Source organism: Ruegeria sp. YTSA219 (genome assembly GCF_059609985.1).
In genome coordinates this window covers 1-26,934 of sequence record NZ_JBXWMT010000005.1, presented here as the reverse complement: position 1 = coordinate 26,934, position 26,934 = coordinate 1, and the positions used below count along the sequence as shown (strand labels likewise).

At 56.8% G+C, this 26,934-nt stretch carries 27 protein-coding genes and 1 tRNA gene; 8 read left to right on the top strand and 20 right to left on the bottom strand.

Annotated elements, in window-relative coordinates:
• Positions 1–59 precede the first annotated feature (59 nt).
• Positions 60–428 carry a hypothetical protein gene (locus tag AC2FFB_RS09080; protein ID WP_142639554.1) on the bottom strand — a complete coding sequence of 123 codons (369 nt, stop codon included), beginning with the start codon at positions 426–428 and terminating at the stop codon, positions 60–62.
• A gap of 621 nt (positions 429–1,049) precedes the next feature.
• Between AC2FFB_RS09080 and AC2FFB_RS09075 the strand changes: the two genes are divergently transcribed.
• Both AC2FFB_RS09075 and AC2FFB_RS09070 read left to right on the top strand, forming a co-directional pair.
• Positions 1,050–1,646, top strand: coding sequence for a TetR/AcrR family transcriptional regulator (locus AC2FFB_RS09075; RefSeq protein ID WP_496689819.1), 597 nt, complete (start codon positions 1,050–1,052; stop codon positions 1,644–1,646).
• 122 nt (positions 1,647–1,768) lie between these two features.
• Entirely contained in the window at positions 1,769–2,875 is a 1,107-nt protein-coding gene (locus AC2FFB_RS09070) for an alkene reductase (RefSeq protein ID WP_496714174.1), read from the top strand.
• A 471-nt stretch (positions 2,876–3,346) separates the two neighbouring features.
• Here the strand turns inward: AC2FFB_RS09070 and AC2FFB_RS09065 are convergent, their stop codons facing one another.
• From AC2FFB_RS09065 to AC2FFB_RS09035, 7 genes are all read right to left on the bottom strand, one after another.
• Complete coding sequence (locus tag AC2FFB_RS09065) at positions 3,347–4,858, bottom strand: mannitol dehydrogenase family protein (protein WP_496874809.1); 1,512 nt, start codon at positions 4,856–4,858, stop codon at positions 3,347–3,349.
• Positions 4,858–5,631: an L-iditol 2-dehydrogenase gene (locus tag AC2FFB_RS09060; protein WP_496874808.1), complete on the bottom strand. Its 774-nt coding sequence runs from the start codon at positions 5,629–5,631 to the stop codon at positions 4,858–4,860. Before AC2FFB_RS09060 ends, AC2FFB_RS09065 begins: the two co-directional genes overlap by 1 nt.
• Positions 5,628–6,632 (bottom strand): ABC transporter ATP-binding protein, encoded by a 1,005-nt coding sequence (locus AC2FFB_RS09055; RefSeq protein WP_142639543.1) that lies wholly within the window; start codon positions 6,630–6,632, stop codon positions 5,628–5,630. The genes AC2FFB_RS09060 and AC2FFB_RS09055 overlap by 4 nt, the downstream gene beginning before the upstream one ends.
• 12 nt (positions 6,633–6,644) lie before the next feature.
• Positions 6,645–7,475 (bottom strand): carbohydrate ABC transporter permease, encoded by an 831-nt coding sequence (locus AC2FFB_RS09050; RefSeq protein WP_142639541.1) that lies wholly within the window; start codon positions 7,473–7,475, stop codon positions 6,645–6,647.
• A 12-nt stretch (positions 7,476–7,487) separates the two neighbouring features.
• Complete coding sequence (locus AC2FFB_RS09045) at positions 7,488–8,354, bottom strand: carbohydrate ABC transporter permease (RefSeq protein WP_142639539.1); 867 nt, start codon at positions 8,352–8,354, stop codon at positions 7,488–7,490.
• Between the two features lie 107 nt (positions 8,355–8,461).
• Positions 8,462–9,763 carry an ABC transporter substrate-binding protein gene (locus AC2FFB_RS09040; RefSeq protein ID WP_281995994.1) on the bottom strand — a complete coding sequence of 434 codons (1,302 nt, stop codon included), beginning with the start codon at positions 9,761–9,763 and terminating at the stop codon, positions 8,462–8,464.
• Positions 9,764–9,855: 92 nt separating this feature from the next.
• Positions 9,856–10,881: a LacI family DNA-binding transcriptional regulator gene (locus AC2FFB_RS09035; protein WP_271951883.1), complete on the bottom strand. Its 1,026-nt coding sequence runs from the start codon at positions 10,879–10,881 to the stop codon at positions 9,856–9,858.
• Positions 10,882–10,995: 114 nt separating this feature from the next.
• On the opposite strand from AC2FFB_RS09035, the gene xylB reads away from it, so the two are divergent.
• Positions 10,996–12,432: a xylulokinase gene (xylB, locus tag AC2FFB_RS09030; RefSeq protein ID WP_496874807.1), complete on the top strand. Its 1,437-nt coding sequence runs from the start codon at positions 10,996–10,998 to the stop codon at positions 12,430–12,432.
• Between the two features lie 7 nt (positions 12,433–12,439).
• On the opposite strand, the gene AC2FFB_RS09025 is transcribed toward xylB, so the two are convergent.
• The 8 genes from AC2FFB_RS09025 to AC2FFB_RS08990 form a co-directional block, all read right to left on the bottom strand.
• The gene (locus AC2FFB_RS09025; RefSeq protein ID WP_496874806.1) at positions 12,440–12,958 is read right to left on the bottom strand and encodes a GNAT family N-acetyltransferase; all 519 of its coding nucleotides are present in this window, start codon (positions 12,956–12,958) and stop codon (positions 12,440–12,442) included.
• Entirely contained in the window at positions 12,955–13,509 is a 555-nt protein-coding gene (locus AC2FFB_RS09020) for a helix-turn-helix domain-containing protein (RefSeq protein ID WP_496693108.1), read from the bottom strand. The genes AC2FFB_RS09025 and AC2FFB_RS09020 overlap by 4 nt, the downstream gene beginning before the upstream one ends.
• Before the next feature lie 112 nt (positions 13,510–13,621).
• Complete coding sequence (locus tag AC2FFB_RS09015; protein ID WP_496874805.1) at positions 13,622–14,638, bottom strand: Fe(3+) ABC transporter substrate-binding protein; 1,017 nt, start codon at positions 14,636–14,638, stop codon at positions 13,622–13,624.
• Positions 14,639–14,885: 247 nt separating this feature from the next.
• Entirely contained in the window at positions 14,886–15,452 is a 567-nt protein-coding gene (locus AC2FFB_RS09010) for a hypothetical protein (protein WP_271951874.1), read from the bottom strand.
• Between the two features lie 20 nt (positions 15,453–15,472).
• Positions 15,473–15,994, bottom strand: coding sequence for a hypothetical protein (locus AC2FFB_RS09005; protein ID WP_496874804.1), 522 nt, complete (start codon positions 15,992–15,994; stop codon positions 15,473–15,475).
• Positions 15,984–16,370 (bottom strand): hypothetical protein, encoded by a 387-nt coding sequence (locus AC2FFB_RS09000; RefSeq protein ID WP_271951870.1) that lies wholly within the window; start codon positions 16,368–16,370, stop codon positions 15,984–15,986. The genes AC2FFB_RS09005 and AC2FFB_RS09000 overlap by 11 nt, the downstream gene beginning before the upstream one ends.
• Positions 16,371–16,556: 186 nt before the next feature.
• Positions 16,557–16,682, bottom strand: coding sequence for a type B 50S ribosomal protein L36 (ykgO, locus tag AC2FFB_RS08995; RefSeq protein WP_008562923.1), 126 nt, complete (start codon positions 16,680–16,682; stop codon positions 16,557–16,559).
• Between the two features lie 90 nt (positions 16,683–16,772).
• Positions 16,773–16,847, bottom strand: a tRNA-Val gene (locus AC2FFB_RS08990).
• A 148-nt stretch (positions 16,848–16,995) separates the two neighbouring features.
• Here AC2FFB_RS08990 and AC2FFB_RS08985 point away from each other — a divergent pair.
• The gene (locus AC2FFB_RS08985; protein ID WP_282022428.1) at positions 16,996–17,856 is read left to right on the top strand and encodes an N-formylglutamate amidohydrolase; all 861 of its coding nucleotides are present in this window, start codon (positions 16,996–16,998) and stop codon (positions 17,854–17,856) included.
• 2 nt (positions 17,857–17,858) lie between these two features.
• Here AC2FFB_RS08985 and AC2FFB_RS08980 read toward each other — a convergent pair whose 3' ends face one another.
• Together AC2FFB_RS08980 and pyrF are read right to left on the bottom strand one after the other, a co-directional pair.
• The gene (locus tag AC2FFB_RS08980; RefSeq protein WP_496694126.1) at positions 17,859–19,112 is read right to left on the bottom strand and encodes a DNA polymerase IV; all 1,254 of its coding nucleotides are present in this window, start codon (positions 19,110–19,112) and stop codon (positions 17,859–17,861) included.
• 359 nt (positions 19,113–19,471) lie between these two features.
• Complete coding sequence (pyrF, locus tag AC2FFB_RS08975; protein ID WP_496874803.1) at positions 19,472–20,176, bottom strand: orotidine-5'-phosphate decarboxylase; 705 nt, start codon at positions 20,174–20,176, stop codon at positions 19,472–19,474.
• 139 nt (positions 20,177–20,315) lie between these two features.
• Here pyrF and AC2FFB_RS08970 point away from each other — a divergent pair, with 139 nt between their 5' ends.
• Both AC2FFB_RS08970 and clpB read left to right on the top strand, forming a co-directional pair.
• Positions 20,316–20,648, top strand: coding sequence for a hypothetical protein (locus tag AC2FFB_RS08970; RefSeq protein ID WP_142639515.1), 333 nt, complete (start codon positions 20,316–20,318; stop codon positions 20,646–20,648).
• 125 nt (positions 20,649–20,773) lie between these two features.
• Positions 20,774–23,392, top strand: coding sequence for an ATP-dependent chaperone ClpB (clpB, locus tag AC2FFB_RS08965; protein ID WP_142639513.1), 2,619 nt, complete (start codon positions 20,774–20,776; stop codon positions 23,390–23,392).
• Between the two features lie 53 nt (positions 23,393–23,445).
• On the opposite strand, the gene AC2FFB_RS08960 is transcribed toward clpB, so the two are convergent.
• Positions 23,446–24,003, bottom strand: coding sequence for a class I SAM-dependent methyltransferase (locus AC2FFB_RS08960; RefSeq protein ID WP_496874866.1), 558 nt, complete (start codon positions 24,001–24,003; stop codon positions 23,446–23,448).
• 112 nt (positions 24,004–24,115) lie between these two features.
• On the bottom strand, positions 24,116–24,931 hold the full coding sequence (locus AC2FFB_RS08955) for a cyclase family protein (protein WP_281995989.1): 816 nt from the start codon (positions 24,929–24,931) through the stop codon (positions 24,116–24,118).
• 254 nt (positions 24,932–25,185) lie between these two features.
• On the opposite strand from AC2FFB_RS08955, the gene msrP reads away from it, so the two are divergent.
• Both msrP and msrQ read left to right on the top strand, forming a co-directional pair.
• The gene (gene msrP, locus AC2FFB_RS08950; RefSeq protein WP_496874802.1) at positions 25,186–26,088 is read left to right on the top strand and encodes a protein-methionine-sulfoxide reductase catalytic subunit MsrP; all 903 of its coding nucleotides are present in this window, start codon (positions 25,186–25,188) and stop codon (positions 26,086–26,088) included.
• Between the two features lie 4 nt (positions 26,089–26,092).
• Positions 26,093–26,716 carry a protein-methionine-sulfoxide reductase heme-binding subunit MsrQ gene (msrQ, locus tag AC2FFB_RS08945; RefSeq protein WP_271951856.1) on the top strand — a complete coding sequence of 208 codons (624 nt, stop codon included), beginning with the start codon at positions 26,093–26,095 and terminating at the stop codon, positions 26,714–26,716.
• Positions 26,717–26,934 lie beyond the last annotated feature (218 nt).

Below are 26,934 nucleotides of genomic sequence, written 5' to 3'. Positions count from 1 at the left end.
GCAGGGGAGTCACGAATTTGCCAGATGTTGTACGACGTATGAGTGACCAAAAGCTAAAACTAAGCTGCCATCAGACAACCAGCTTCGCCTGCGATATCGACTATGCAGTCATCGCCGGTCTGAATGCGAATTGCCGGACTTTCCCCTCCGAGTTCCAATTTGGGTGAGGTTAACCAGAACGCGCATTGCCACGGCGTCATTTCACGTGGCAGGGCTTTCAACACTTTTTCCATCAAAGGAAGCGGGGTTCCATCCTCAGCAAACTGGAAAGATGGATAGGCGTTGGCCCCTTTGTAAGGCAAAGAAAGTACCTTCCCGGTTCTTGTCCAGATATCGGCTATCCGCGTGATTTGCCAGGAGCCATTTTGCCATTGTGCGTGCACGCCGGCATCGTCCAACAACGGATACTCAAGCGCAAAATCATCCATCCGGATGTCATTGACTGCGCTACAATGTCCCTCGAAACTATGCAAATACATCTACTTACTCACCGAACTCACTAACAACTCATGAAACGATACTGACAAGAAATCGTTCTAGCCAAAGTTAAGAAGTTCACATTGGGCGAATTAAACTTCAGCTAACCTCGCTATTTTAACCTAGCGCGCTGAAATTATTGTTGGTTTGCTTACAACGGCCCGCCGTACTGATGCTCATAAAACCAGTTCTGAATTCGTGGCTTTGTTACTCATTGGGGTAGTAATCCTCACAATTTGAGGGCATTGGCCATGGATCTACCGAACCAATCTCTGGTTTGTGAGTGATCAACATCTACGTATTGGACAAAGCCGCCAGTCACTCTGTCCAGTGTTGGAAACGAGTACCGAGCGTGGCCTCTCTTTTCTACGAACACGATCCTCTTCGTCTGACACTCCCGCAAGAAGACTAACAGTCCTGATCCTAAGATTAGCGTGACACCAAGCGCGCCGGGGAGGTTTTGCATTTCCACGGACCTAAATTCCTTTCTCTGGTCACAATACGGACTGACCATTCCAAAAATTCCCTACCGCCACCTTGAATTTCTGGGCCAACCATTCCACATCTTGCTCATGAGCAAAGAAACTCTCGCAGTTGGCGACATCAAATCACCCGCAGGCCCGGGTAGGCCTCGCGCCTTTGACGAAGCTGAGGCTTTGGAAAAAGCCTTGTGCGTTTTTTGGCACAAGGGCTACGAGACCGCATCTGTGGATGATCTGACCAAGGCCATGGGTTTGAGCCGGTCCAGCTTCTATGGAACGTTCGTCAACAAGCAGACTTTGTTTCACAAAGCCCTCAGGCACTATTCAAGGCGTGGTTTGAAAAATCTGCGTGACGTTGCAGATGCGGGCGGAAATGACCCCGTTGGTGCGATTATGGAAGCTTTGGCGAACCCGCAAGGCGGTCGTGACGGCTGCATGCTGATCAATTGCCTTACGGAACTTGCCCCGCATGACAATGAAGTGGCGGCTCTCGGGCGACAGCATTTGGAGAGTATTGACGAGATTATTGCAAGAGCGCTTGAGCCTTCGGATCCGGGACAGGTACTCAACAAGGCACGCGCCTTTGCCTCCCTTGCAATCGGCACACTAGCCTTGCGCAAAGCGGGTGTTCCCGCGGATCAGATATCACAAACCCTGAAACAAGCCCGGTTGGTGATTTCGCCATAAGGCCTCCCCTAAAAATAAGGGTATGAAACGTAACACAAACTCAAACAAGAGACAGTGACCCTAATATTGGACTAATTGGTCCAATAATATCTGAACGAAGTTTACCAAAGAAGGAAGCAGCAATGGCTGATGAAAAACTGTTCTCCGGCATCAAAGCTGGTGCAATCGAGCTGAAAAACCGCGTTGTCATGGCGCCACTGACCCGCAACCGGGCAAGAGCCGAAGATGACAGCGTCCATGAATTGCAGACCAAGTACTACGTGCAACGGGCGGGTGCTGGATTGATCATCACGGAAGCTTCGCAAATCTCGCCCCAAGGCAAAGGCTATGCCTGGACACCTGGCATTTATTCTGAAGCACAGATTGACGGCTGGAGAAAAGTGACTGAGGCCGTCCATGCTGAGGGCGGCAAGATCGTGATCCAGCTTTGGCATGTGGGCCGGATTTCGCATACCAGCTTACAGCCGGATGGTGGTGCCCCTGTTGCGCCATCTGCGATCGGCGCTAAGGCCAAGACCTTTGATGGTGAGCAGTTCGTCGAAACATCCGAGCCGCGGGCTCTGGCCGTCGAAGAAATTGCTGGCATTGTTGCTGACTACCGGAGGGCCGCGGAAAACGCCAAGGAGGCCGGTTTCGACGGTGTCGAGGTCCATGCAGCCAACGGATACCTTATCGATCAGTTCCTGCGGGACGAATCCAACAAGCGTGAAGACGAATACGGCGGTCCTGTCGAGAACAGAGCACGGTTTCTGAAAGAGGTCATGGACGCAGTTGTTGACGTGTGGGGCGCCGACCGTGTTGGTGTCCGCCTAAGCCCGTTCTCGGACGCCAACAACATCTCCGACAGCGACCCGCAGGCGACATTCACTCATGCGGTCAAATTGCTGAATGGGTATGGGCTGGCCTATCTCCATCTTGTGGAGGGGCAGACCGGCGGCCCCCGCGAAATTCCGGAAGGTGGCGATCTGAAGGCGCTCTATGAGTTGTTTGACGGTGCGAAAATGGGCAACAACGCTTATGACCGGGAAATGGCGGTTGAAGCGGTTGAAACCGGAGCCGTCGATCTGGTGGCCTTTGGCCGGCCGTTTATTTCCAACCCTGATCTTGTCAACCGGTTGGAGAAAGGCGCCGCTCTGAATGAGCTCGATCCAACCACGCTCTACGGCGGCAATGAAAAAGGGTACACCGACTACCCGGTACTGGAAGAGAAAGCTGTTGCCGCAGAGTGATACATCGCTCTTAACTCCGTAGTGACAAGCAATACCAAGCAAAGTGAGCGCGTCGGTTTGGACGCGCTCACTTGGCAATTACGGGAATATCCATTCTTGAAGCGAGGATCTATCACAAGCCCTCGAAAGAACTGCTTCCCTATGATCAGGGTCGAATATTTCCAATAAGAATTTACTCTTGATTGAGAAACGCCCGGCTTTAGTTGAAGAAGATGTTTGGTGACTACCATCAATTGAGCGCGTTTCTCGAACCGCGCAATGTTATGGGCAAATCGTGCAAATTTATGCGCAAAAGTCTTCAATTTTTGTGAGTGAAATCAATGGCGGCGATGCAGCGTTATGAGAACACCTACAATTTTTATGGGTGCGCGCCAATTTGCAGTGTCAGAACCCCTGCGCCGCGTTTGCACGTGATACGTCACGGAACTGCGCGGTCTTGGCCCGCGACTGATCTCCATGTGTTTTGACCGGTTACTCTGACGTGGACGTCTGCGCGACGTAGTCTGCTATCGCAGCGCGGCTGCCATGTCTCCAGATCTTGGTCAGCCAAAAAGAAAAGTCCTGACCAAAGCGGGTATCACGGCCAATCTCGCCGTAATATTGATCCTGCTCGATCCACAGTTTCGGATCATCTCTGGACGCCAGCGCGATGTGCTGAAGAGTGTCCCAATGGGGGTCGTTTGGCGCAATTTCAGACCCATCCTCGCGCCTGCCTGCACACATCCGGCACCAGAATGCCTCGGCCAGGGCCAGCCCGCTGGGGGCAGGGTCCGAGGCAACTGCGTCACGCAGCGAAGGCAGCAAGAACCCGGGATGCCGTGAGGATCCGTCAAACGCGACGCGGCGCGTGGTGTCATGGATGGCGGTGTTTGCAAATCGCTTTTCGACCAGATCAAGATATTCACTTGGTTTAGCGCCGGGGACAGCAGCGACATGCGGGAGGATTTCTTCTGCCTGAATTTTAGCGAAAAACGCCAGGATATCAGAGTCCTGCATGCATCGTGAAATCGTCGGGACGTTCAGGATTTCTCCGACATTCGCAAGCAGCTGATGACCGCCGTTCAAAATACGCAGTTTCATCGTCTCATAGCTATGAACATCGTGGGTCAGTGTGACACCGACTTGTTCGAGCGGCGGACGCCCTGCGCAAAAATTGTCCTCGATCACCCATTGGCGAAAGTTTTCATGTGAGACAGGGACGCGGTCATCGATTCCAAGTCCGTGGCATTGCGAAACAACCTGCTCTGTCGTAGCAGGCACAATGCAATCCACCATCGAATTGGGAAATGCGCCATATTGGTCGATCCATGTGGCTAGATTCGGGTCAGACATACGCGCCAAACCAACAATGCAGTTTCGCAGGATCACCCCGTTGCCCTGAAGGTTGTCGCAGCTGAGCGTGGTAAAGGGTTTCAAACCCTCCTTCTTGCGCTGTCGAAGAGCTGCAACAATGGCGCCAAACGCGGTTCGCGGCTGGTCTGGATGGGCGGCATCGTATCGAATGTCTTCGTGATCGGCGTTGAACGCGCCGGTATTGGCGTCCAGAAAATAGCCGCCCTCGGTCACTGTAAGCGACACAATCCGGATGGACGGATCGGCCATCTGCCGGATCAGCGTCGCATTGCCCTCTTCGATTGGCAGGTAGTCGATCATGGCTCCGACAATTTCGGCGGATATTCCCTTTGGGTCCAGCTCGATCAGTGTTGTCAGACAGTCCTGCGCCAGCAACCTCTCTCGCATTTCGGCATCATAGCTGCGGACACCGGCCCCAATGATCGCCCAGTCCAGTGCTTGGCCCTGTTGCATCAACTGGTGAATATACCAGGCCTGATGCGCGCGGTGAAAATTGCCCAGCCCGATATGGACGATGCCGGGTTTCAGGTCTGTGGGCAGGTAACTCGGTGTCCTGACAGCCGCAGGCAAGTCTGCAAAGCTGTCGCGCCGCAGCCGCACCGGGGGATTTGCGTTTGCCAGAGGATCCATCAGCTCATCCAGTTCCCGCCGTCGACATTATAGGTTTGCGCGACGATATACTGCGCCTCGTCTGAGGCCAGAAACACGGCCATTCCGGTCAGGTCCTCGGCACGGCCCATCCGTCCGAGCGGCACCGCTGCGGCTACTTCGCGTTTCTTCTGCCCGGGCTCTTTGCCCTCATGCTTTGCAAAAAAGGCGTCCACACCATCCCAGTGTTCGCCATCGACAACACCCGGAGCGATGGCATTCACGTTAATGCCGTGTTGGATCAGGTTCAGCCCTGCAGATTGGGTAAGCGAAATGATAGCGGCTTTGCTTGCGCAATAGACGGCGACCAGAGGCTCGCCCCGTCGTCCGGCTTGCGATGCCATGTTGATGATCCGGCCTTTGGTCCCGTGTTTGACCATATGGCGCGCGACGGCCTGCATCGTGAACAAGGCGCCTGAGACATTGATGTCGAAAACTCGGTTGTAGTCGGTGCGCTCGATTTCGATGATGGGTGCTGCGGTAAAGATGGCAGCGTTATTGATCAGAATGTCGATGGGACAGAAATGTGAAGCCGTCTTTGCCACCGCCGCATCGATGCTCTGCTGGTTGGTCACATCCATCTCGATAGCCAAAGCGGCCTCACCGATATCGGCGGCCGCGGCTTGCACGCGCGCGCCGTCAATGTCGGCCAGCGCGACACGGGCCCCTTCGGCAACATAGGCTTTGGCAAAGGCCAGTCCGATGCCACGCGCGGCCCCGGTAATCAGGGCGGTTTTACCGACCAGACGTGTCATTCGATCCGCAGGCCCTTTGCGTCAAACCGATGGATCACATCCGCGCGTGGCGTCAGATAGATACGGTCGCCATGGTTGAAGCCAACTTCACCCCCCGCTCGTACGGTGATCGTGTCCGCAAGGCCGGTTTCGTGAATGTGGAAGAACGTGTCCGAGCCCAGATGTTCGGAAACCCCAACCACACCGGACCAGGTGCCGGAACTGTCGGATACCTCCAGATGCTCGGGGCGGACCCCGATCGTATGGGCGTCATGTTTCGCGGCCTCTTCGCCCGCAATGAAGTTCATTTTGGGTGAGCCGATAAAGCCCGCGACAAACAGGTTTCGCGGAGTCTTATACAGCTCGAGCGGGCTGCCCACCTGTTCGATCACACCGGCCTGCAGCACGACGATCTTGTCGGCCATCGTCATCGCCTCGACCTGATCATGGGTCACATAGATCATCGTGGTTGCAAGACGCTTGTGTAGCTCGCTGATTTCAAGCCGCATTCCAACGCGCAAGGCGGCGTCGAGGTTCGAGAGTGGCTCGTCAAACAGAAACGCCGCAGGCTCACGTACGATGGCGCGGCCAATGGCAACGCGCTGGCGTTGACCGCCGGACAGTTGGCCCGGTCGGCGATCCAGGTAATCGGTCAGGTTCAGAACATCGGCAGCGCCCTCGACGCGGCGGTCAATCTCGGCCTGATCCAGTTTGGCCATACGCAGCGGAAAGGCGATGTTCTTGCGCACGGTCATATGCGGGTAGAGCGCGTAGGATTGGAACACCATGGCCAGACCGCGCTTTGCGGGCGGGACATCGGTGGCGTCCGCCCCGTCAATGTCGATATTGCCCGAGGTGATATCCTCCAGCCCGGCAATCAGCCGCAACAAGGTGGATTTACCACAGCCCGAGGGGCCGACGAAGACAGTGAACTCGCCATCTTGAATGGTCAGGTCCAGCGGCGGAATGACTTCAACGTCGCCAAATTTCTTGGTCACGGATTTGAGTTGAATGCGTCCCATGCGGAGTTTTCCTTATTTCACGGCGCCGAAGGTCAGGCCGCGGACAAGTTGTTTCTGGCTGAACCAGCCAAGGATCAGGATTGGTGCGATTGCCATGGTCGATGCCGCGCTGAGTTTGGCAAAGAACAGGCCCTCGGGGCTGGAGTAGCTGGCGATGAAGGCCGTCAGCGGTGCCGCGTCAACTGCGGTCAGGTTGAGGGTCCAGAACGCCTCGTTCCAGGCGAGGATAAAGTTCAACAGGATGGTCGAGGCGATACCGGGCACCGCCATCGGCGTCAGCACGTAAAGGATTTCTTCCTTCAGCGTTGCCCCGTCCATGCGGGCGGCTTCCAGGATCTCGCCGGGGATTTCGCGGAAATAGGTGTAGAGCATCCATACAATGATCGGCAGGTTGATCAGCATCAGAACCACAACCAGACCTGCGCGACTGTCCAAAAGCCCAAGCCGGATGAACAGCAGGTAGATCGGGTATAGAACACCGACCGCAGGCAGCATCTTGGTGGACAGCATCCACAGCAGGATGTCCTTGGTGCGTTTTGATGGCACAAAGGCCATCGCCCAGGCGGCGGGCACCGCGATGATCACGCCCAATATGGTCGAACCACCCGCGATGATCACCGAATTCCACAGGAACCGCATATAGTCCGAGCGTTCCTGAACGATGGCATAGTTTTCCAGCGTCCAGTCAAAGTTCAGAAACAGCGGCGGGCTGGCGATGGCCTGTGCTTCGGTCTTGAAGCTGGTCAGGATGGTCCAGAGGATCGGGAAAAAGATCAGCAGACCAACGGCCCATGCCAGGGCGGTGTTAAGCGACTTGCGACGGGGTGTAACTGAGCGGCTCATATCGTTACCTCCTCACGCGTCCAGGTTCTTGCCGACGATGCGCATCAGGAAGATCGCAACGATATTGGCAAGGATGATTGCATAGACACCTCCGGCTGATCCAAGGCCGACGTTCTGGCCCTCTAGCACGCGCTGGAAGATCAGGTAGGTGAGTGTACGGGTGCCGAAGGCGCCGCCGGTGGTCACGAAGATTTCGGCGAAGATCGACAGCAGGAAAATGGTCTGGATCAGGATCACGATGGTAATCGCGCGGCTTAGATGCGGCAGGATGATATGGTAAAAGCGCTTGAGCGGTGGCGCGCCGTCCATTTCTGCGGCCTCCAACTGTTCACTGTCCAGCGACTGGATCGCGGTCAGCAGGATCAGCGTCGCAAACGGCAGCCATTGCCACGATACGATCATGATGATTGACGTCATCGACGCCTCGGATAGCCAGGAAACTGGCTCAGCCCCGAAAAAGCGCCACAGATGAGCCAGCAACCCGTTGACCGGGTCCATGAACATGTTCTTCCAGACCAATGCGGAAACGGTCGGCATCACAAAGAACGGTGCGATCACTAGGATGCGGACAACGCCTTGGCCCCACATCGGCTGATCCAGCAGCATTGCCAGAAGGATGCCCAGAACAACCGTGATGGCAAGCACGCCGCCGACGATCATCAGCGTGGCCTGAACCGCGGGCCAGAAGGAACTGGAGGAGACGAACCGGACGTAGTTGTCCAAGCCGACCCATCCCAGATCACCGCCGCGCAGGGGCAGGTATTTCTTGAAGGAAAAATACAGCGTCATCGTCAGAGGCACGAGCATCCAGCCAAGAAGCAGGATCACCGCAGGTGCCATCATCAGGCGTGCAACTGATCGGGAATGTTGAGTAGCCATGACGCAAAACCTCTCTGTTCAGGCATAGCTCAGCCTGCGAGAAAAACGCGAGTTGTGGAAGGGTGAAGCGGGGGACAGACCTCTGTCCACCCGCTGGGAAGGAGGCCTTAGTAGCCTGCGGCTTCCATTTCTTCGGCAGTGAAGGCTTGCGCTTTGGCAAGAGCTTCTTCTACTGTCTGCTGCCCGGCATAAACTGCCGAGAACTCCTGGCTCACCTGCGTGGCAATACCTGCGAATTCCGGGATCGCTGCAAACTGAATACCAACGTAAGGCACTGGCTTTACAGTCGGATTGTTCGGATCAGCCGACAGGATCGAGTCCAACGTCATCTTGGCGAACGGAACCGCCTGATAGTCCGGATTTTCGTACAGCGACGTACGTGCACCCGGAGGCACGTTGGCCCAACCTTCGTTCTCGGCTACGAGTTCGATGTAGTCTTTGGATGTTGCCCACTCGATGAACTGTTTGGCCGAGTCTGCCTGTTCCGTACCAGCCGGAATTGCCAGAGCCCACGCCCACAACCAATTCGAGCGCTTGCCAAGCCCCGTGTCGGGTGCAAGTGCAAAGCTGACGCTATCCGCGACTGTCGAGTCTGTCGGGTTGGTCACGAAAGAAGCCGCGACCGTTGCGTCGATCCACATGCCGCATTTGCCCTGCTGGAACAACGACAGGTTTTCGTTAAATCCGTTAGTGGCGTAACCTGCGGGGCCGGACTCGTTCATCATACCTACGTAGAAGTTCAACGTGTCAGCCCATTCAGGCTGATCGAACTGCGGCTTCCAATCTTCATCAAACCAGCGCGCACCAAAGGAATTGGACATCGCTGTGATGAAAGCACCGCCTTCGCCCCAACCCGCCTTGCCGCGCAGGCAGATACCGTTGATATCAGCGTCGCGATCGGTCATCGCAGCAGCCGCTTCGCGGATGAACTCCCAAGTAGGAGCATCCGGCATTTCCATACCGGCTTTTTCCATCAGGTCAGTGCGATACATGATCATCGAGCTTTCGCCGTAGAACGGAGCCGCGTAGAGCGTTCCATCATGGCTAAGGCCGCCTGACATGGCGGGCAGGATGTCACCTACGTCGTATTCATCCGACAGCCCGTCTAGGGGAACCAACCAGCCGTTCGCGCCCCAGATCGGCGTCTCGTACATACCGATGGTCATGATGTCGAATTGGCCACCTTTGGTCGTGATATCCGTTGTCACGCGCTGGCGCAGCACGTTCTCTTCCAACGTAACCCACTCGACTTCGATGCCGGTCGCTTCGGTGAATTTATCGGTATAGCCCTGCATCCGGATCATGTCGCCGTTGTTCACGGTCGCTATTGTTAAGGTATCCGCTTGGGCTGCTGCCGTGGCGACGAAAGTCATTGCTGTCGCCGCACGAAGTGCGTTCTTGAGATACATCCTTGTCCTCCCTGAGCTTGGATGTTGTTTGGACAGGGTAAGGGGAAAATTGTCGCGGCGTCAATAAAAACTTTACGCGCGTTAATTTTTGATCATGCGGAGTCTCTCAAAACAAGTCGTGCAGGAAACAGTGTTTCCGTCCTCTCGTTAAATTTCCCTCCATTTTCAATGAGTTCAAAGAGAGTTTCGACGCTGCGCCCCGCTACATTGTCGTAGTCATGGGCGGCCGTTGTCAAAGACGGGCAGGTAAACCTTGAGAAGGGATGGTCATCGTTTGAAGCGACCCGCAACGCGCAGTCTTTCTTGCGACCGACCCGAATCCCTTGTTCGTAACATGCCGAAAGAAACCCGATTGCCAGGCGGTCGTTGCTGCATAAAACCGAATCCGTTTTCAGCTCTTGCCGCTCCAGAACTCCGGCGGCTCCATGTTTGCCAATCTCTTCAAATGCCCAACCCTGGCCGTCGATACTAATGACATGTGGTTCAAAGCCGAGCTGTTCCATCACTTCAATATAGGCGTGGCGCCGCTTATTAGCATTGGGGTTCGCTGGCGTTCGCATCTCAAAAAATGACGGCGGTTCGCCGGTGCGGGTCATGTATTCGACGGTTTGTGAGACGAAACTGAAATTGTCCGACCCGATAAAGGCCGCGCCCAGGCCTTCGAGATTACTGTCAAACAGGACGGTCGGCACATTGGCGCAAAACTTCTCGATCGCTGACCGATCCGAGGTGCGCCCCAAGGGCGCCAGCAGCACTCCAGCAGGCTTCATGGATTTCAACCCGTCGAGAATTTCGATTTCCAGCTTGGGATCACCATGCGAGCTGAACAGCGACGGGCGATACCCCGCAGCAATACAGCTTTGTTCCAGATAGCGCGCGATTTCGGCAAAGAACGGATCGGCAAGATAGGGAACCACGATGCCGATATTCTTGGTCAGCTTTCGGTTCTGGTTCACCGCATAGATGTTGGGGCGATAGTCGAAGCGCTCAAGCGCCTCTTCGATGCGGAGCCGTGTTGTGGGTCGGACGCTGTCCGGATCCTGAAAATACTTCGATACGGTGGGCCGAGAGATGCCGCTGAGGGCCGCAAACTCTTCCATGTTCCTGATCTTCGTCATGCCAGTCTGTTCGTCCACCTTGATCTTATCATAATTTTACATATTCTTTGCGCGCGCAAAAAAAATCAATAGCCTGGCCGGTGATATCGGAATTATGCAAGGCAAGGGGTGTGAATGTATCTTGGGATCGACATCGGAACGTCAGCGGTCAAACTCCTCTGCGCGGATGCCGGCCGAATTCTTGCGACCTCGTCAGTCGGCATCGGGACTTCGTCGCCACAGCCCGGCTGGTCCGAGCAGAACCCGGAGATTTGGTGGCAGGCGACGCGCGATGCGTTGGGCCTGCTTGCTGGCGAAATCTCCCTGTCGGATGTGAAAGCAGTCGGATTGTCGGGGCAGATGCACGGGGCCGTGCTGTTGGACCGCAACCAATGCCCCATCCGTCCGGCGATTCTGTGGAATGACAGCCGCGCGGTCCGCGAATGCGACGACATTCGCGCGGCACAGCCGCAGGTTGGTCACATCGTAGGCGTCCTGCCCTTGCCCGGCTTTACGGCGCCCAAGATTGCCTGGCTGAAACGGCATGAACCGCACAATTATGCCCGACTCTCCCATATCCTGCTGCCCAAGGATTATGTCGGCCTGCGTCTGCATGGAGAGCTGGCAACCGATACTTCCGATGCCGCAGGAACAATGTGGCTCGATCAGGCTTCACGCCGCTGGCATACCGGAATGGCGGAAGCCACGGATGTCGCTGTTGACTGGCTGCCGCAGATGTTCGACGGCCACAATGTCGTTGGCACGGTAACAGTTCGGGCTGCAGCTGAGACCGGATTGAACTCCGGCGTGCCTGTCGTGGCCGGGGGAGGGGATGCGGCAACCGGTGCGGTGTCATTGGGCGCAACTGAACCTGGACGTGGGTTTATCTCGTTGGGGACATCCGGTCAGTTGTTTGTTGCGGATCGTAAATACAAGCCCAACCCCGAACGCTATGTCCATGCGTTTGCGCATACATTGCCCGACCGCTGGTATCAAATGGCGGCGATGCTGAACGGGGCAAGGCCCATTTCGTGGATTGGTGATCAGCTGGGGCTTTCGGCTGCCGAGGTTGTCGGGCTTGCTGAAACCGTCAGCGGTGATCGCGTGCCCATTTTCCTGCCCTATCTGACAGGTGAGCGCAGCCCCCTTGGGGACCCGCATATTCGAGCCTGTTTCTTTGGCCTTGAGGACGCCACCACACGTGCCGAGATCTGCCGTTCGGTGGTCGAGGCAATCGCCTTTTGTTTCGCTGATGCGGCGCAGAGCTTCGGCGACACGATAGACAATTTGCCCGAGCTTGCCGCCATAGGCGGGGGCAGCCAATCCGACCTGCTGCTGGGTCTGATCGCCGCTGTGACCGAAAAGCCCATCGTGCGTTCAGCGGGGGCGGAATCCGGCCCGGCCTATGGTGCCGCCCGGCTGGCAGCCTGTGCTGACGGCGCTCTGACCATTGCCGATCTGGCCGAGCAACCGGCGACCACCGACAGGTTCGAGCCTGCAGAAATGCATGCATTATCTGAACGGCTGGGACGGTTTCGGCGGCTTTACACAGCCGTAAGCGCCGTGGACTGAGCGCCCCTCAGGTCAGGGTTTTGAACATAAAAGTAGTTGGTTCCAGCTGATCATTTTCCGGGTTGCGGCAGTAGTTCGGAATTTCTCCGGCAATTTCAAACCCAAGGCTTTGATAGAGGAGGAGCGACGGGTCCGTGCTGCGCGTGTCCAGCACCAAAAGGGACCGCCCCAGTTCGCGTGCCCGCGCCTCAACCGTCGCCATAAGCGCCCGCCCAATGCCCCGCCGTCGCGCGCGGGGATGAACAAGCAGCTTGGACACGTCGGCGCGATGCGCTTGGTTGGGCATCGCGGCAGGCACCAGCTGTGCGGTGCCGACAATCCGTTCGCCATCACGATAGACGAATATCTCGGCCGCGCCGGTCTGGATGTTTGGCCAGACATGGGACTGCCAATAGCGCAGCGCGTCGCCCGACGGAAATGGCTGAATGAACCCGATACTCGCCCCGTCATGCACGCAGGCGTGCAGTATCTCTGTCAGATCGTTTAGGGCTTGGTTCAGATCATTGGCCGCCAGTCGTAAGATCATATCAGCACCATCAGGTACCGAGCACCTCGGTCGGCTTGGGTTTCGAACCGTGTCGGGCCAGACAGGTGATAGCGCAGGCAATCCCCGCTCGTCAGATGATGCGCGGTTCCATCCACGGTCAGGGTCAGGCCACCGTCCAGCATGATCAGGTGATGCTCCTGCCCGTGTTTTGGCGGCGTGTCATAGGTGATCACAACGCCTGGGGGCAGATGGCCTTCCATGACCTCTCCGCCAAGACCCGCGGCCGGAGGGGAGACGGATCGGCGGGTAAAGCCGGTTTCGGGGTCGCGCCATTCGGGTTGATTTTCGAAGGGAACGCGGGGGGCGAAACTGTCCTCGACCATCATCAATAGACGCGACATCGGCAGCCCATAGGCGGCACATAACCGGCCCAGAGTTTCCGCGGTGGGGCTGACATCCCCCTTTTCCAAGCGCGACAGGGTGGCCCGGCTGACACCGCTGTGTTCCGCCAACTGATCCAGCGACCATCCCCGCGTTTGGCGAAGTTGATTCAGGTGGTTTGCAAGGCGGTCGGATAGGGTATCAGGCATGGCTCGTATATGGGAATCATTTCCGTATATGAGATTATTGACCAGAAAACATAACTTCACAATAGAAAAAGGGCGCAGAAAACTGCACCCTTCTGCTCGATAGAATGAAAGATTACTTCCAGCCGGCCTCGTTAAAGATCTTCTGTGCCTCGGGGATGTTTTTGGCGACCTGGGACAGGTTGATCTCGTCGGCTTTGAACTCACCCAGCGCTGCCACGTTATCCGCAAGGGCGACGCCTTCGACCGCCGGGAATTCGTCATTGCCGTTCGAGAAATAGACCTGCGCCTGATCGCTGGCGAGGTATTCCAGGAACTTGATCGCGTTGTCCTTGTTCGGGGCATTTGCGGCCACGCCGGCACCGGACAGGTTCATGTGCGCGCCTTCGGCTTCTTGCGCCGGGAACTGGACGCCGATCATGTCAATCTCAGCGCTCAGGCCTTTGACGTCTTTACGCATTGCACGGGCAAAGTAGTAGGAGTTCGAAACGGCGATCTCGCATTCACCCGAAACAATGCCGCGCAGCTGGTCAGTGTCGCCGCCTTGCGGTTCGCGCGCCATGTTCGCGACCATGCCTTCGGCCCAGGTCTTGGCGGTTTCCGTGCCGTGGTTTGTGATGATCGAGGCCAGCAGGGTCTGGTTATAGGTGTTGCTGGACGACCGGATGCAGACCAGACCTTTGTATTCGGGCTTGGCCAGATCCAGATAAGACGCGGGCGGGTTGGTCACATCGGCCTTGTCAAAGAAGATGATCCGCGCGCGCTGCGAAAAGCCATACCACTGGTTGTCTTCGTCCTGCAGGTTGGCGGGAATACGTTCTTCCAGAACCGCGCTTTCGACCGGCTGCAGGATACCCGCGTTCTTGGCACGCGCCAGACGCGAGGTATCAACGGTCAGCAAGATATCTGCGGGTGAGTTCGCGCCCTCGGCCTCCATCCGAGCAATCAGCTCGTCCGCTTTGCCTTCGATGCGGTTGATGGTGATACCGGTGGCCTCTTCGAAATCGGAATAGAGGCGTTCGTCAGTGTCGTAGTGGCGCGAAGAATAAAGGTTCAGTTCGCCCTCGGCAGCGGCAGAGGTCGCGATCAGGGCCGTCAGGGCGGCGGCAACGCAGGTAGAGGATTTCAGCATCATGTGTCCCAACATTGAAAATCGGCGCGGGTAATAACCCGACTGAAATGGTCAATTAAACGATTCTCAGGGGGATGCAAGAAATTCCGACAAAATTAGTTGGTCAAATCACTGCCAACATGTCGCTGGCCCCGACCAAGTGGTACTGCACAGCGGGGCCTGAGGGTCGGCAAAGCCGATCCTGGCTACGCCGTCATGGCTGACCTAGTCGTGTTGATTTAAGAACTGAAAGATCGAGAGATGCTGCTTAGCGCTTTCGCTGTCTTTTTTCAGGTTCAGGTGGAGACGGGTCCGGGACAGGTGCGGGGGCCGGCTCAGGGTCTGGGTCATCGGTCAACACCGGTTCTTTTTTCAGCATGACCTGTGTGACAGCTTCCATGTATTTTTGCAGCAAGACCGGAGGATCGGCCGGGGCCAGTTTGATGGTCAGCCTGCTTGCGCCTTCTTGGCTGTAAGCATAGCGCGAGGAATAGCTGGCATTGACCTGCGCTGCGACAGGGCCCCAACCACCTTTGACCGAAGCGCTGCCCGCTTTTTCGGTTTGCTTAGTCATTGAGATCGCCATTTTGACCTCAATTTCGGCTTCTTGCACCGCGTAGAATGCGGGTAGAAAGCCCATGGAAACCAAACTGAATTCTTTGGGGGGGCCATTGGGATTGGACAGGTCCGGAAGCTGGATCTTCTGATCGGCCATATATTTGGCGACATCTGTAGAATGTCGATCCAACTCGGTCTGCGACTCGGCAACGGAAAGCGCAAGCTTTTGAACCATTTCCGCAAACGGGACGTTTAGCAGTTCCTGCCCGATACTCATTTCCAATCTCCTCTGTTAATTCAGTCTTTCTCAATAATTTGCGTGGCGGTCCGCCTCCTGACGGAAAAAGTGACTTTGGATGCGTTCTGGCTGATCGCCTGCTTTCGGGCATTCGTCGCGATTTGGGCTTTGGTGCCGTCCTGACCCAACCCAACAACCGCTTCGACTTTGACGTTGTCGATGGTGAAATCACTGCTGCCATCGGACCCGGCGAGGATCTGTTCACCCAGGGCTTGCGAGAATTCCTGCGCGTTGACGACCTGTGTGTCAGGATCGTCCGCTCCTATTGCCGCGCGGCCCTCGGCCATCGGGTTCATCACCGGGTTACCCGCGCCCATAAACATGCCGCCGCTGCCTTCTTCCAGATCGTCGATCCGTTCTTGCAGGTCGTTGATCGTCTCGAGCAGCGCGACTTCGCGCGCCTCCATTGCCGTCATGCGGTTTTCAAGTGACTGAAGCAGAGTGGTGAATGCCTCGGGCATCTCGGTGACGCGGACATCTATGGGCGCTCTTTTGGGGGCTTTGACTTTCTTAGTTGCCATCATTGCCATCCAAAGATCTGCTCTCATCTACGGGACCGGGCGCGAAACGCATTCGCATCGTGGACGCGCTTTTGGAATCGAGCGTGTCTGTCTGAGTCAGCTTCGGGCCAAAAATAAAGGTGCCAATCCTGCTGCGTTGGCCTTCTTCGGTGGAACTGCTCATCTCCATGACGACCTTCAGTTCCACATCGACATCCTGCATGTGATAAAAGACCGGCGGGATGCCAAGATCGCGCAGTTCCTGGGGGTAGTTCTTCAGCGCTTTCAGCTGATCAATGCTAAGCTGTTCGGCCGCCTGGGCCACACTGCGGCCTATATCGGCTACCATGTCGGTCAGAGTTGTTCCGAATATCTTGTCCAGATCATCGTTGGCCAATCCGACCTCCCGTCATAAAATCACGGAAAGCGTAGCACGAGATCGTCCTATCACAACGTTGAATCTCAGAACCGAACTTTCTGAGCGAATTCCTGCAGTTCCGTCCGCATTACATCTGGTTGAAATGCCGGACAAAAAAAAACCGCACCCGAAGGCGCGGTTCTTTGAATTCAGTATGTGCAGTTCTTAGCCCTGACGAGCTTTGAACCGACGCTGCGTCTTGTTGATCACGTAGACGCGGCCTTTGCGACGCACAACCCGGCAATCACGGTGCCGGTTCTTGAGCGAGCGGAGCGAGTTCTTGACCTTCATGGGTCTGTCTCCAATCTGCGGCGCCTTCATCAAGGACGTGGCCAGCGCCTGGGTTTGCGGGTGCCCCGGAAATCCGAAGCAGTGAGTTCATGGTGGGCGGTACAAGGATCGAACTTGTGACCCCTTCGATGTCAACGAAGTGCTCTACCGCTGAGCTAACCGCCCATGAAACCGTCGCGTGGCCAACCCCATAACGAAATGGGGCGCGGAACCCCGCGCCGGTAGCGGGGTCTATAAAAGGAGTCGCAAAAGGGTTCAAGGGGTTTGGTAGAACTATTTTCCGGTCTATGTTTGGTGCGAACAAGGAGTCGCCATGCAAAACGCTGCTTACCTACTGGATATGCCTGCCAAGCGCACGTCCTGTGTGGTTTTTTCCTCTCCGCATAGCGGTCGAAACTATCCAAATGGGCTGATGAAGCGGTCGGTTCTCAGCCAAGATGTGATTCGTTCTTCCGAGGATGCTTTTGTGGATCAGTTGTTTTCATCAGCGGCGGACCATGGTGCGCCACTGATTTCGGCGATGATGCCACGCGCCTATGTCGATCTGAACCGCAGCGCAGAAGAGCTGGATCCAGCCCTTATTCAGGGCGCGCGCCGCCAAGGCCATAACCCGCGGGTAGCGTCCGGGCTGGGGGTGATTCCGCGTGTGGTCGCCAATGGTCGAGAAATCTATCGCGGTAAGCTGACCATGGATGAGGCGCGTCTGCGAATCGATACCTGTTGGCGTCCCTATCATGCCCGGATCAAATCGTTGTTGGCAGAGTCGCATCAGGAATTCGGGCAGGCGATTCTGATCGACTGTCATTCGATGCCGCACGAAGCCGTGGCCCTTGCGTCAACAGTCAATTCCAGACGTCCCGAGATCGTGCTGGGGGATCGGTTCGGTGCCTCTGCAGCGCCAGAGGTCGTCGAACAGATAGAGGCCGCTTTCGTCTCGGCGGGTCTGAGTGTGGCCCGAAATACGCCGTTTGCCGGTGCCTATGTGACCCAGACCTATGGACGCCCCAGCCGCCACCAGCATGCTGTACAGATCGAGATCGACAGATCCCTGTATATGGATGAAAGCAGGATCGAGCCGAATGACAATTTCGCTGCCTTCAAAGAGACCCTGGGCGAAATCATCATGGATATTGCGCGGATCGGACCTGAGCCGCTGCAGCTCGCAGCCGAATAACCTCAGCGCAGGGCACGTCCTTTGACGATGGCATCCGTCCCAAAACGGCGGCGAATCTCATCCGTGGCGCGTTCGGCCTGCGACCTGCGCGAGGCATCCGGATCCAGCAGATCCCCTGAAATATCCGCCTGATCCTCGGGGCACAGATCCGACAGGCCACACCCCAACAGCCGATAGGGGCCCTGATCACCAACCTGATCGAACAGCGCCCGTGCTGTGCGATAGATCCGATCGGCAATCTGTGTGGCATCGCGAAGAGAAACGCGTCGCGTAATGAGTTTGTGATTGGCTCTTTTCAGTTTGAGCGTCACAACCCGCCCGGCCAGCCCCTTGGCCTTGGCCCGATCCGAGACTTTTTCCGCCATCCGCCAAAGGTGCCCATCCAGAATGTCGGCATTGGCCGTATCCTCAAAAAAGGTCGTTTCGTTGCTGATGGACTTCATCGGTTCATGTGCCGAAACCCGGCGCTTGTCCTGACCGCGGGCCAGATGCCACAGCCGGTAGCCCATGGAGCCAAACCGCGCGGTCAGATCCTCTTGGTCCCAGCGCAGTAGGTCCGAGAACAAGCGTATGCCTGCGCGGTCCAGCGATTCCTGCGCCGCAGGGCCTATGCCCCAGATCAGGCGCACTGGCTTGTCGTTCAGAAACGCGGATGTCTCTTCTTTGCCGATCACCGAAAATCCGCGCGGCTTGTCCAGATCGGATGCGACCTTGGCCAGAAACTTGTTATGTGACAGCCCGATTGACCCGGTCAGCCCCAGCTCGGCCTTCATCCGCTTGACCAATCGTGCAAGCATGACGGCAGGTGGAGCGCCGTGCAGACGTTGCGTGCCGGATAGGTCCATGAACGCTTCGTCCAGGGACAGCGGTTCAACAATCGGCGTCAGCTCGTCCATCATCGACCTGATTTGGCGCGAAGCCTCGGCATAGACCGACATGCGCGGTTTGATCACGACAGCGTCGGGGCATAGTTGCAACGCTTTGAACATCGGCATTGCCGAACGGACGCCGCGAATCCGGGCTACATAACAAGCCGTAGAAACAACACCGCGCTTGCCGCCCCCGATAATGACGGGTTTGTCGGCCAGCTCCGGATTGTCCCGTTTTTCGACAGAGGCGTAGAAGGCATCGCAATCCATATGTGCGATGGACAGGTCAAACAATTCAGGATGCGTTTTGACGCGCGGGCTGCCGCAGACCGGGCAGCGGCGTTCCTTGGTCAGTTCTGTCAGGCAATCTCGGCAGAGGCCGGGCATTTTCTTTTCCCGTCTTCCATGCGGTCCGTAAGGTTCGGTGACTATATCATTCGCATGCCACGGGCAAAACCCGCACAGTGAGGGTAGGAACCAGATCTGCCAAAAGAAGGCCCCCCGCAAAGTGGCGGGGGGAGGTGACGGACCTCAGGAAGAGATGGTCCGCGGGGAGTATCACCTACTTAGATTCTCTCAAAATCGAATTTTTCGATAGAACCCAGTTCACACAGTGGAAACTCGTGTTTTGCATGTGTGTTTTGGGGCACAGGGACGATTTGGCGCGGATCAGGTGAAAAGTGACCTAAGGTCAACTGTTTGCGGGTTGTTCTTGCGAAAATTTAGCCTGATTTAGCCGGATTGCCCTAGTGTGGGGATAAGGAATTTAACTCTGCAAGCACCGCCTCTGCGGCGGCTTTAGGGTCTTGCGCCTGATAGATTGGGCGCCCGACGACGATGTGATCGGCACCATCACCGATGGCATTTGCCGGGGCTGCGACCCGTTTCTGATCTCCCAGAGCGGCACCGGCGGGCCGAACGCCGGGTGTCACGATCAAGCGGTTTTCGGCTTGGGGCAGGGCACGGATCAGCGCGGCCTCTTGCGGGCTGGCGATGACGCCATCGGCACCCGCCTCCAACGCTTTGGCTGCGCGTTCGACAACCAGGTCCCGGACATCGCCCGACTTCAGCAGGCTGGCATCCAGATCATCCCGGTTCAACGAGGTCAGGATGGTCACGGCCAGTATCTTGAGGTCTTTGCCAGACGCACCCTCTTTGGCGGCCCGCACCACGTGCGGGTCACCATGTACGGTCAGGAAATCCAAATCGAACTGTGCCAGACCGCGCACCGCATTTTCCACCGTATTACCGATGTCGAACAGTTTCATGTCCAGAAAGATGCGCTTGCCCTGATCCTGCTTTAACTCGTTCGCCAGGGCTAGCCCGCCCCCTGTCAGCATTCCCAGACCGATCTTGTAGAATGAGACACTGTCCCCCAACCTCTCGGCCAAGGCCAGACCGTCCAGGGCGTTGGGGACATCAAGGGCTACAATCAGGCGGTCATCGGACATTGGGGGCTCCTTTTTGGCAAACGTCTGCGTCCTAACGGTTTCGTGCGCTTCTGTCCATGCGCGCCTTGCGTGATTCAGATCACGGCAGAGGTTTCCAACTGTGCTATTATCGCGTTGTGCAACTGGGACGGAATTCGGAATGAGACAGTTTACGAAACCCACTATCGCAATCTGCGCGGGGCTGATGCTGGCCGGGTGTCAGGACATGGCGCTGGAAAAAGAGGCTGCTGATACAGTCCTGAGGTCTCCGACAAACGACAACCTCCGGCTGATTGGTGGTTATCGTTCGATGGATGATGACTGTCAGGTTACAGGGGAATCCGCCTTTACCGTGGATTTTCTGGATGACGCCGCCGATCTGGTTTCCTGCCCGACAGGCAGCGATGCGGCGCAATCGCTTGTCGATATGTACGGTGCGCGTTCTGTGGCGAAAACTGGGGGGTATACAGTTTATTCTGTGCCGCGTCGGTAGGTTGGATTCTGTTGGCAGACCCCTTGAACCGCGCGAGATATTTCCCAGATTGAATATGAGGCCCAGACCGACGCGCGCTGCCAGGCGGGCGCGTCAAAACCGGGCGCTTAGAGAAGGAGCAAAATATGGACTTGAACAAGTTCACCGAGCGGGCACGAGGTTTCGTGCAGGCAGCGCAAACGATTGCGATGCGCGAGGGGCACCAGAGGTTGACCCCTGAACATATACTCAAAGCCTTGATGGACGATGATCAGGGGCTGGCCAGCAATCTGATCACCCGCGCAGGCGGAGCGCCCAGCCGTGTCGTTAACGCACTGGATGCGTCCATGGCCAAAATTCCCAAGGTCAGTGGCGATGCGGGCCAGGTTTATCTGGATGGTCAGACCGCCAAAGTTCTGGATGAAGCTGAAAAGATCGCCACCAAGGCAGGCGATAGTTTCGTGCCGGTTGAACGTATTCTGATGGCGCTTTGCATGGTGAAATCCAAAGCCAAGGATGCTTTGGAAGATGGCGCGGTGACGGCGCAGAAACTGAACGAAGCCATCAATGACATCCGCAAGGGCCGCACTGCTGACACCGCATCGGCGGAAGAGGGCTATGATGCGCTCAAGAAATACGCGCGTGACCTGACCGAAGCGGCGGCTGAGGGCAAGATCGACCCGATTATCGGGCGGGATGAGGAAATCCGCCGCTCGATGCAGGTTCTGTCGCGCCGCACCAAGAACAACCCCGTTCTAATCGGCGAGCCCGGCGTGGGTAAAACCGCGATTGCCGAAGGTATGGCCCTGCGCATCATCAATGGGGATGTGCCGGAATCGCTAAAGGATAAAAAGCTGCTCGCGCTCGACATGGGTGCGCTGATCGCAGGTGCGAAATACCGTGGTGAGTTCGAAGAACGCCTCAAGGCGGTTTTGACCGAAGTGACCGAAGCCGCCGGTGAAATCATCTTGTTCATTGATGAGATGCACACGCTGGTGGGTGCGGGCAAATCCGACGGCGCGATGGATGCTGCCAACCTGATCAAGCCTGCGCTTGCCCGGGGTGAGCTGCATTGTATCGGTGCCACCACGCTGGATGAGTATCGTAAATACGTGGAAAAAGACGCGGCTTTGGCGCGCCGGTTCCAGCCGGTTGTGGTTCAGGAACCGACTGTCGAGGACACGATCAGCATCCTGCGCGGTATCAAGGAAAAGTACGAGTTGCACCATGGTGTGCGTATCTCGGACTCGGCTTTGGTGTCGGCAGCGACCCTGTCGCATCGCTACATCACTGATCGCTTCCTGCCCGATAAAGCTATCGACCTTGTCGATGAAGCGTCGGCTCGCTTGCGGATGGAAGTGGACAGCAAGCCCGAAGAACTCGATCAGCTGGATCGCCAGATTCTGCAGATGCAGATCGAGGAACAGGCGCTGAAGCTCGAAGATGATGCGGCATCGAAGGATCGTCTGGAAACCTTGCAAAAGGATCTGGCCGATCTGCAGGAGCAATCTGCCGAGATGACTGCCCAGTGGCAAGCCGAACGTGACAAGCTGGCTGGTGCGCGCGATCTGAAGGAACAGCTCGACAAGGCACGGGCCGATCTGGAAATCGCCAAGCGCGAAGGCAACCTCGCCAAGGCGGGTGAGCTGTCCTATGGCGTCATCCCCGAGCTTGAGAAGAAGCTGACCGAAGCCGAAAACGCCGAAAGCAGCCAGATGATGGCCGAAGAAACGGTGCGCCCCGAACAGATAGCAAGCGTTGTCGAACGCTGGACGGGAATCCCGACCTCGAAAATGCTGGAAGGTGAGCGCGAAAAGCTGCTGCGGATGGAAGACGATCTGCATTCACGCGTGATCGGTCAGGATGCAGCGGTGACCGCCGTGTCCAACGCTGTGCGCCGTGCTCGTGCAGGTTTGAACGACGAAGGCCGTCCGTTGGGTTCGTTCCTGTTCCTCGGACCAACCGGCGTGGGGAAAACCGAGCTGACCAAGGCAGTGGCAAACTTCCTGTTCGACGACGACAACGCGATGGTGCGCATCGACATGTCCGAGTTCATGGAGAAACACGCGGTTGCCCGTCTGATCGGCGCCCCTCCGGGCTATGTCGGCTATGACGAAGGCGGTGTGCTGACCGAAGCCGTGCGGCGCAGGCCCTATCAGGTTGTGCTGTTTGACGAGGTCGAAAAGGCGCATCCGGATGTGTTCAACGTGCTGTTGCAGGTACTGGATGATGGTGTGCTGACCGATGGTCAGGGCCGTACCGTGGACTTCAAGCAAACGCTGATCATCCTGACCTCGAACCTCGGCTCTCAGGCGCTCAGCCAGTTGCCCGACGGTGCCGACAGTGCACAAGCGCGGCGGGATGTGATGGATGCGGTCCGGGCGCATTTCCGGCCCGAATTCCTGAACCGTCTGGACGAAACGATCATCTTCGACCGCCTGAAACGGGGTGATATGGATGGCATTGTCGATATCCAAATGGCACGCCTGCAAAAACGCCTGGCCGCGCGGAAGATCGAGCTGGTTCTGGACGACGGGGCTAAGGAATGGCTGGCCAACGAGGGCTATGACCCGGTCTTCGGTGCTCGCCCACTGAAACGCGTGATCCAACGCGCCTTGCAGAACCCGCTGGCCGAGGCGCTGCTGGCGGGTGAGATCAAGGATGGCGAGTCTATTCCGGTCACCGCCGGGGCCGAGGGCCTGATCATAGGCGATCGGCTGGGCACGTCTGAGCGACCACGACCGGATGATGCCGTGGTGCATTGAACCTGAACTGATTGTTGAATGGACCCGCTTGACTGGTGGGTCCATTCTTGAATTTACCCGCGTTTTTTTGCGACTAACCCCCGGCTTGTCCGAGAGGGTGGGCCAGATGGGAAAGAATAGACCGTTTCGCAATCAAAACCTGCTTCATCTAGCAGCTCTAAGATCTCCGCGCGCTGAAACGTTCTATGTCGCCATTGCAACCAGATGATGGCGTTACACCAATGTGGCTTTGATACCACCAAAAACAGGCGACCCCCCGGGCGCAGCAGTCTGTGAATGTCTTGCAAGGCTTGGGACGGATCTGCGCAATGTTCAATCACATGGGCCGCAAGAGCAACGCTCACGGGGTCTAGATTGACTTTACCTAGCACCCCTTGGGCTAGTTCTGGTTCAACCCCCCGCGCCCGCAGAGCCTTTTGGCCTTGCCTGATCATCCCTGCGCTGGGTTCAAGTAAGGTTATCCTGGCCGGTTTTCCGCGGACCGCTACCCAGGCCTCGGCGAAGGACGCAGTGCCAGCCCCAATATCGATCACATGTGTCACGTCGTCAGCGACAGGCAATCCCGAGGTCAGGAATTCTAGGTAGCCATCATAGTACCCAAGCGCGCGCATCTTGTCCCGCCACCGGGGCGCGGCTGTATCGTAACGATGCGTGATTTCGGCAATGGGTTTGGGCATCGGTCCGTGCTTTGAAGGTATGCTGCATCACTAGTGCATCGTGGCTTTAGACCAACGCGAATATCCGTGCCGGACCTCCGGTGCCGCCAGCATGTTTCGGTGCGCCGATGACCAGCGTGGCCCCCGCGGCCGGAACCCGATCCAGGCCCGCAAGGCATTCGATGCCAAACCGACCCGAGGGCAGCCAGGCATAGTGGGTGGCGAAATCAGCAGACATGCCGTGATCCAGCGACAGGGTATCCACCGCAATCGACCGCGCGCCGGTGTCTTCCATTAACATCTGCGCCGCTTCGACGTGAAACCCGGGATAGTGCTGCGCCTCACCGTCGAAATTGCGGAACCCGTCCGTGGCGGTCTTGCCGGACCAACCGGAATGCATCGCTACGCAAGCGCCGTCGGGGATGTCTCCGTTGGCCGCAATCCACGCCTTCAGATCGTCCGGGGTAACGCGGGTGTCGGCGTCTTCGGCCGCGCGGGCGGCGATATTGACGACACAAAGCGGCGCGACCAGATCGGTCACCGGGATCTCATCAACCGACATGCCATCTGCGGAGAAATGCAGGGGCGCATCTATATGCGTGCCGGTATGTTCGTTGATCGACAGATTGAACAGGTTAAAGCCGTGATCCGCGAAGTTGAACGCCTGTTCGGCCGAAATGCCGGGTTCGCCTCCCCAAGTCGGAAAGTCGGGGCTGAGCGTATGGGTCATGTCCTCGACCCCGCCATGACCTGCGGCCAGCGCTGCTGGTGCAATCGCTCCGGTGGTCGCAGCCGCAACGCTCGTGGCGGCAGCAGCTTTTAAGAAACTCCGCCGCGACAGCATTCGATCTTTGACGGCATTCATAACGCAGATGTCACACATTCTTCTTCTCCCACTGGTGGATTTCAATCGTTGGATGGGTCGTCCATCTTTTCCCTTGTTGGTAATACCTGCGGCCCAGCCTGCATTTTTGAGGCCTGCGTTGTAAAGGTGGTGACCACAGGTGGTGCCGCGACAACAGCCTCACCCCCCTGATACGTTACAAACTGGTCGCTCAATCGTGAGGCCTGTTTCCTTGGCTCTGTGCTATCAGCGGACTACCTCACCTCAGAGGATGTATGAAGACGGAGACTTAGATGGCGCATCGCTGGACCAACACATTGACACATGCCGACGTCACCCCCCGGGCGGCGTTTCTGAACCGGCGCCAGATGATGGCCGGGATGGCGGGTGTCGGATTGGCAGGGCTGGCGCAGGGGGCAGCCGCGCAAGAGGCGCTGGAGCCGAATACCTGGGAAGAGATCACCGGTTATAACAATTATTACGAGTTTGGTACTCGGAAAGAAGATCCTGCAAAATACGCCTATACTCTTGTTACTGAGCCGTGGAGCATCAAGATTGACGGTCTGGTGGACAAGCCCGGCGATTACAATTTCAAGGACATCCTGTCCGAAATGACCGTCGAAGAACGGATATACCGGTTTCGCTGTGTCGAGGCATGGTCGATGGTGATCCCTTGGAACGGGTTTGAACTGGCCGACCTGCTGAACATGGCCGGTGTTCAGGAAGGCGCCAAATACGTTGCCTTTGAAACCGCTTATCGTCCAGATGAAATGCCGGGTGTTCAGTATCCGGTTCTGGACTGGCCGTACCGTGAAGGTCTGCGGCTGGACGAAGCAATGCACCCGCTGACCCTGATGGCCAGTGGTATTTATGGCCGGCCGATCCCGAACCAGAACGGCGCACCGTTGCGTCTGGTGGTTCCGTGGAAATACGGGTTCAAATCCATCAAGTCGATCGTGCGCATTACGGTGTCAGATGTTGAGCCGCCGACAAGCTGGAACATGGCCGGTCCGCGCGAATATGGTTTCTATAGTAACGTGAACCCCAACGTGGATCACCCGCGCTGGTCGCAGGCCTCGGAGCGTCAAATCGGCGGTGGGCTGTTTGCCAAGCGCATCCCGACGCTCATGTTCAATGGCTACGAGGACGAGGTCGCCGGGCTTTACGAAGGCATGGATCTGTCCAAGCATTATTGAGAGTATGAGCGCGCTGAACCAGATATTCCGTCGGATCCCTGTTTGGGCCGTCTATTTGCTGGGGGTCCTGCCGGCACCCTGGCTGTTCTATCAAGGGCTGACCGGAGGTTTGGGTGCCGACCCGATTGAGGCTCTTGAGCATAAGTACGGCAAACTGGCATTGCAGTTTTTGATTGTTGTTCTGGCTATATCGCCCCTGCGCAGGTTTGTCGGCGTGAACCTGATCAAGTTCAGGCGGGCGCTGGGCGTTTTGACATTTATATATATCAGTCTGCATCTTTTGGTTTGGCTGGTATTGGATGTGCAGGCCCCCGGGCAGATCTGGGCGGACATCCTGAAGCGCCCCTATATAACTGTGGGTATGGCGGCATTTGTTCTGACGCTGCCACTGGCCGTGACGTCGAACAACTTTTCAGTACGGCAGCTTGGCCCGGGCTGGCGCGCGCTTCAGCGTTTGGTCTATCCGGCAGCAGTTCTGGGGGGCGTGCATTATGTAATGCAGGCCAAAGGATTTCAGATCGAACCCTTGATCTATTTGTCCGTGATTTTGGCTTTGCTTGCTTTGCGCCTACCGATCTCGACCCTGATGAGCCGATTCCGAGGTGCGATTCCGCCCGACTCGGCCTGAGTCTGCCAGCAAGCCTGTGCGAAACACAATTTTCCGTACGCATCTTGGCGGTTGGTCGCCGTATTTGGGCGCGGTTCTATTTGTAAGCATTTGTTTTATTTCAGTAAATAATTGTTTTGAAGATTTTCGAGAGTTTCGGGAATTTTCTGCTTGCGGTGTATGTTTGTAATGCTTAGAACCCCCTTCACCGGCGCTGCTGAGGCGCTTGTGACACACTG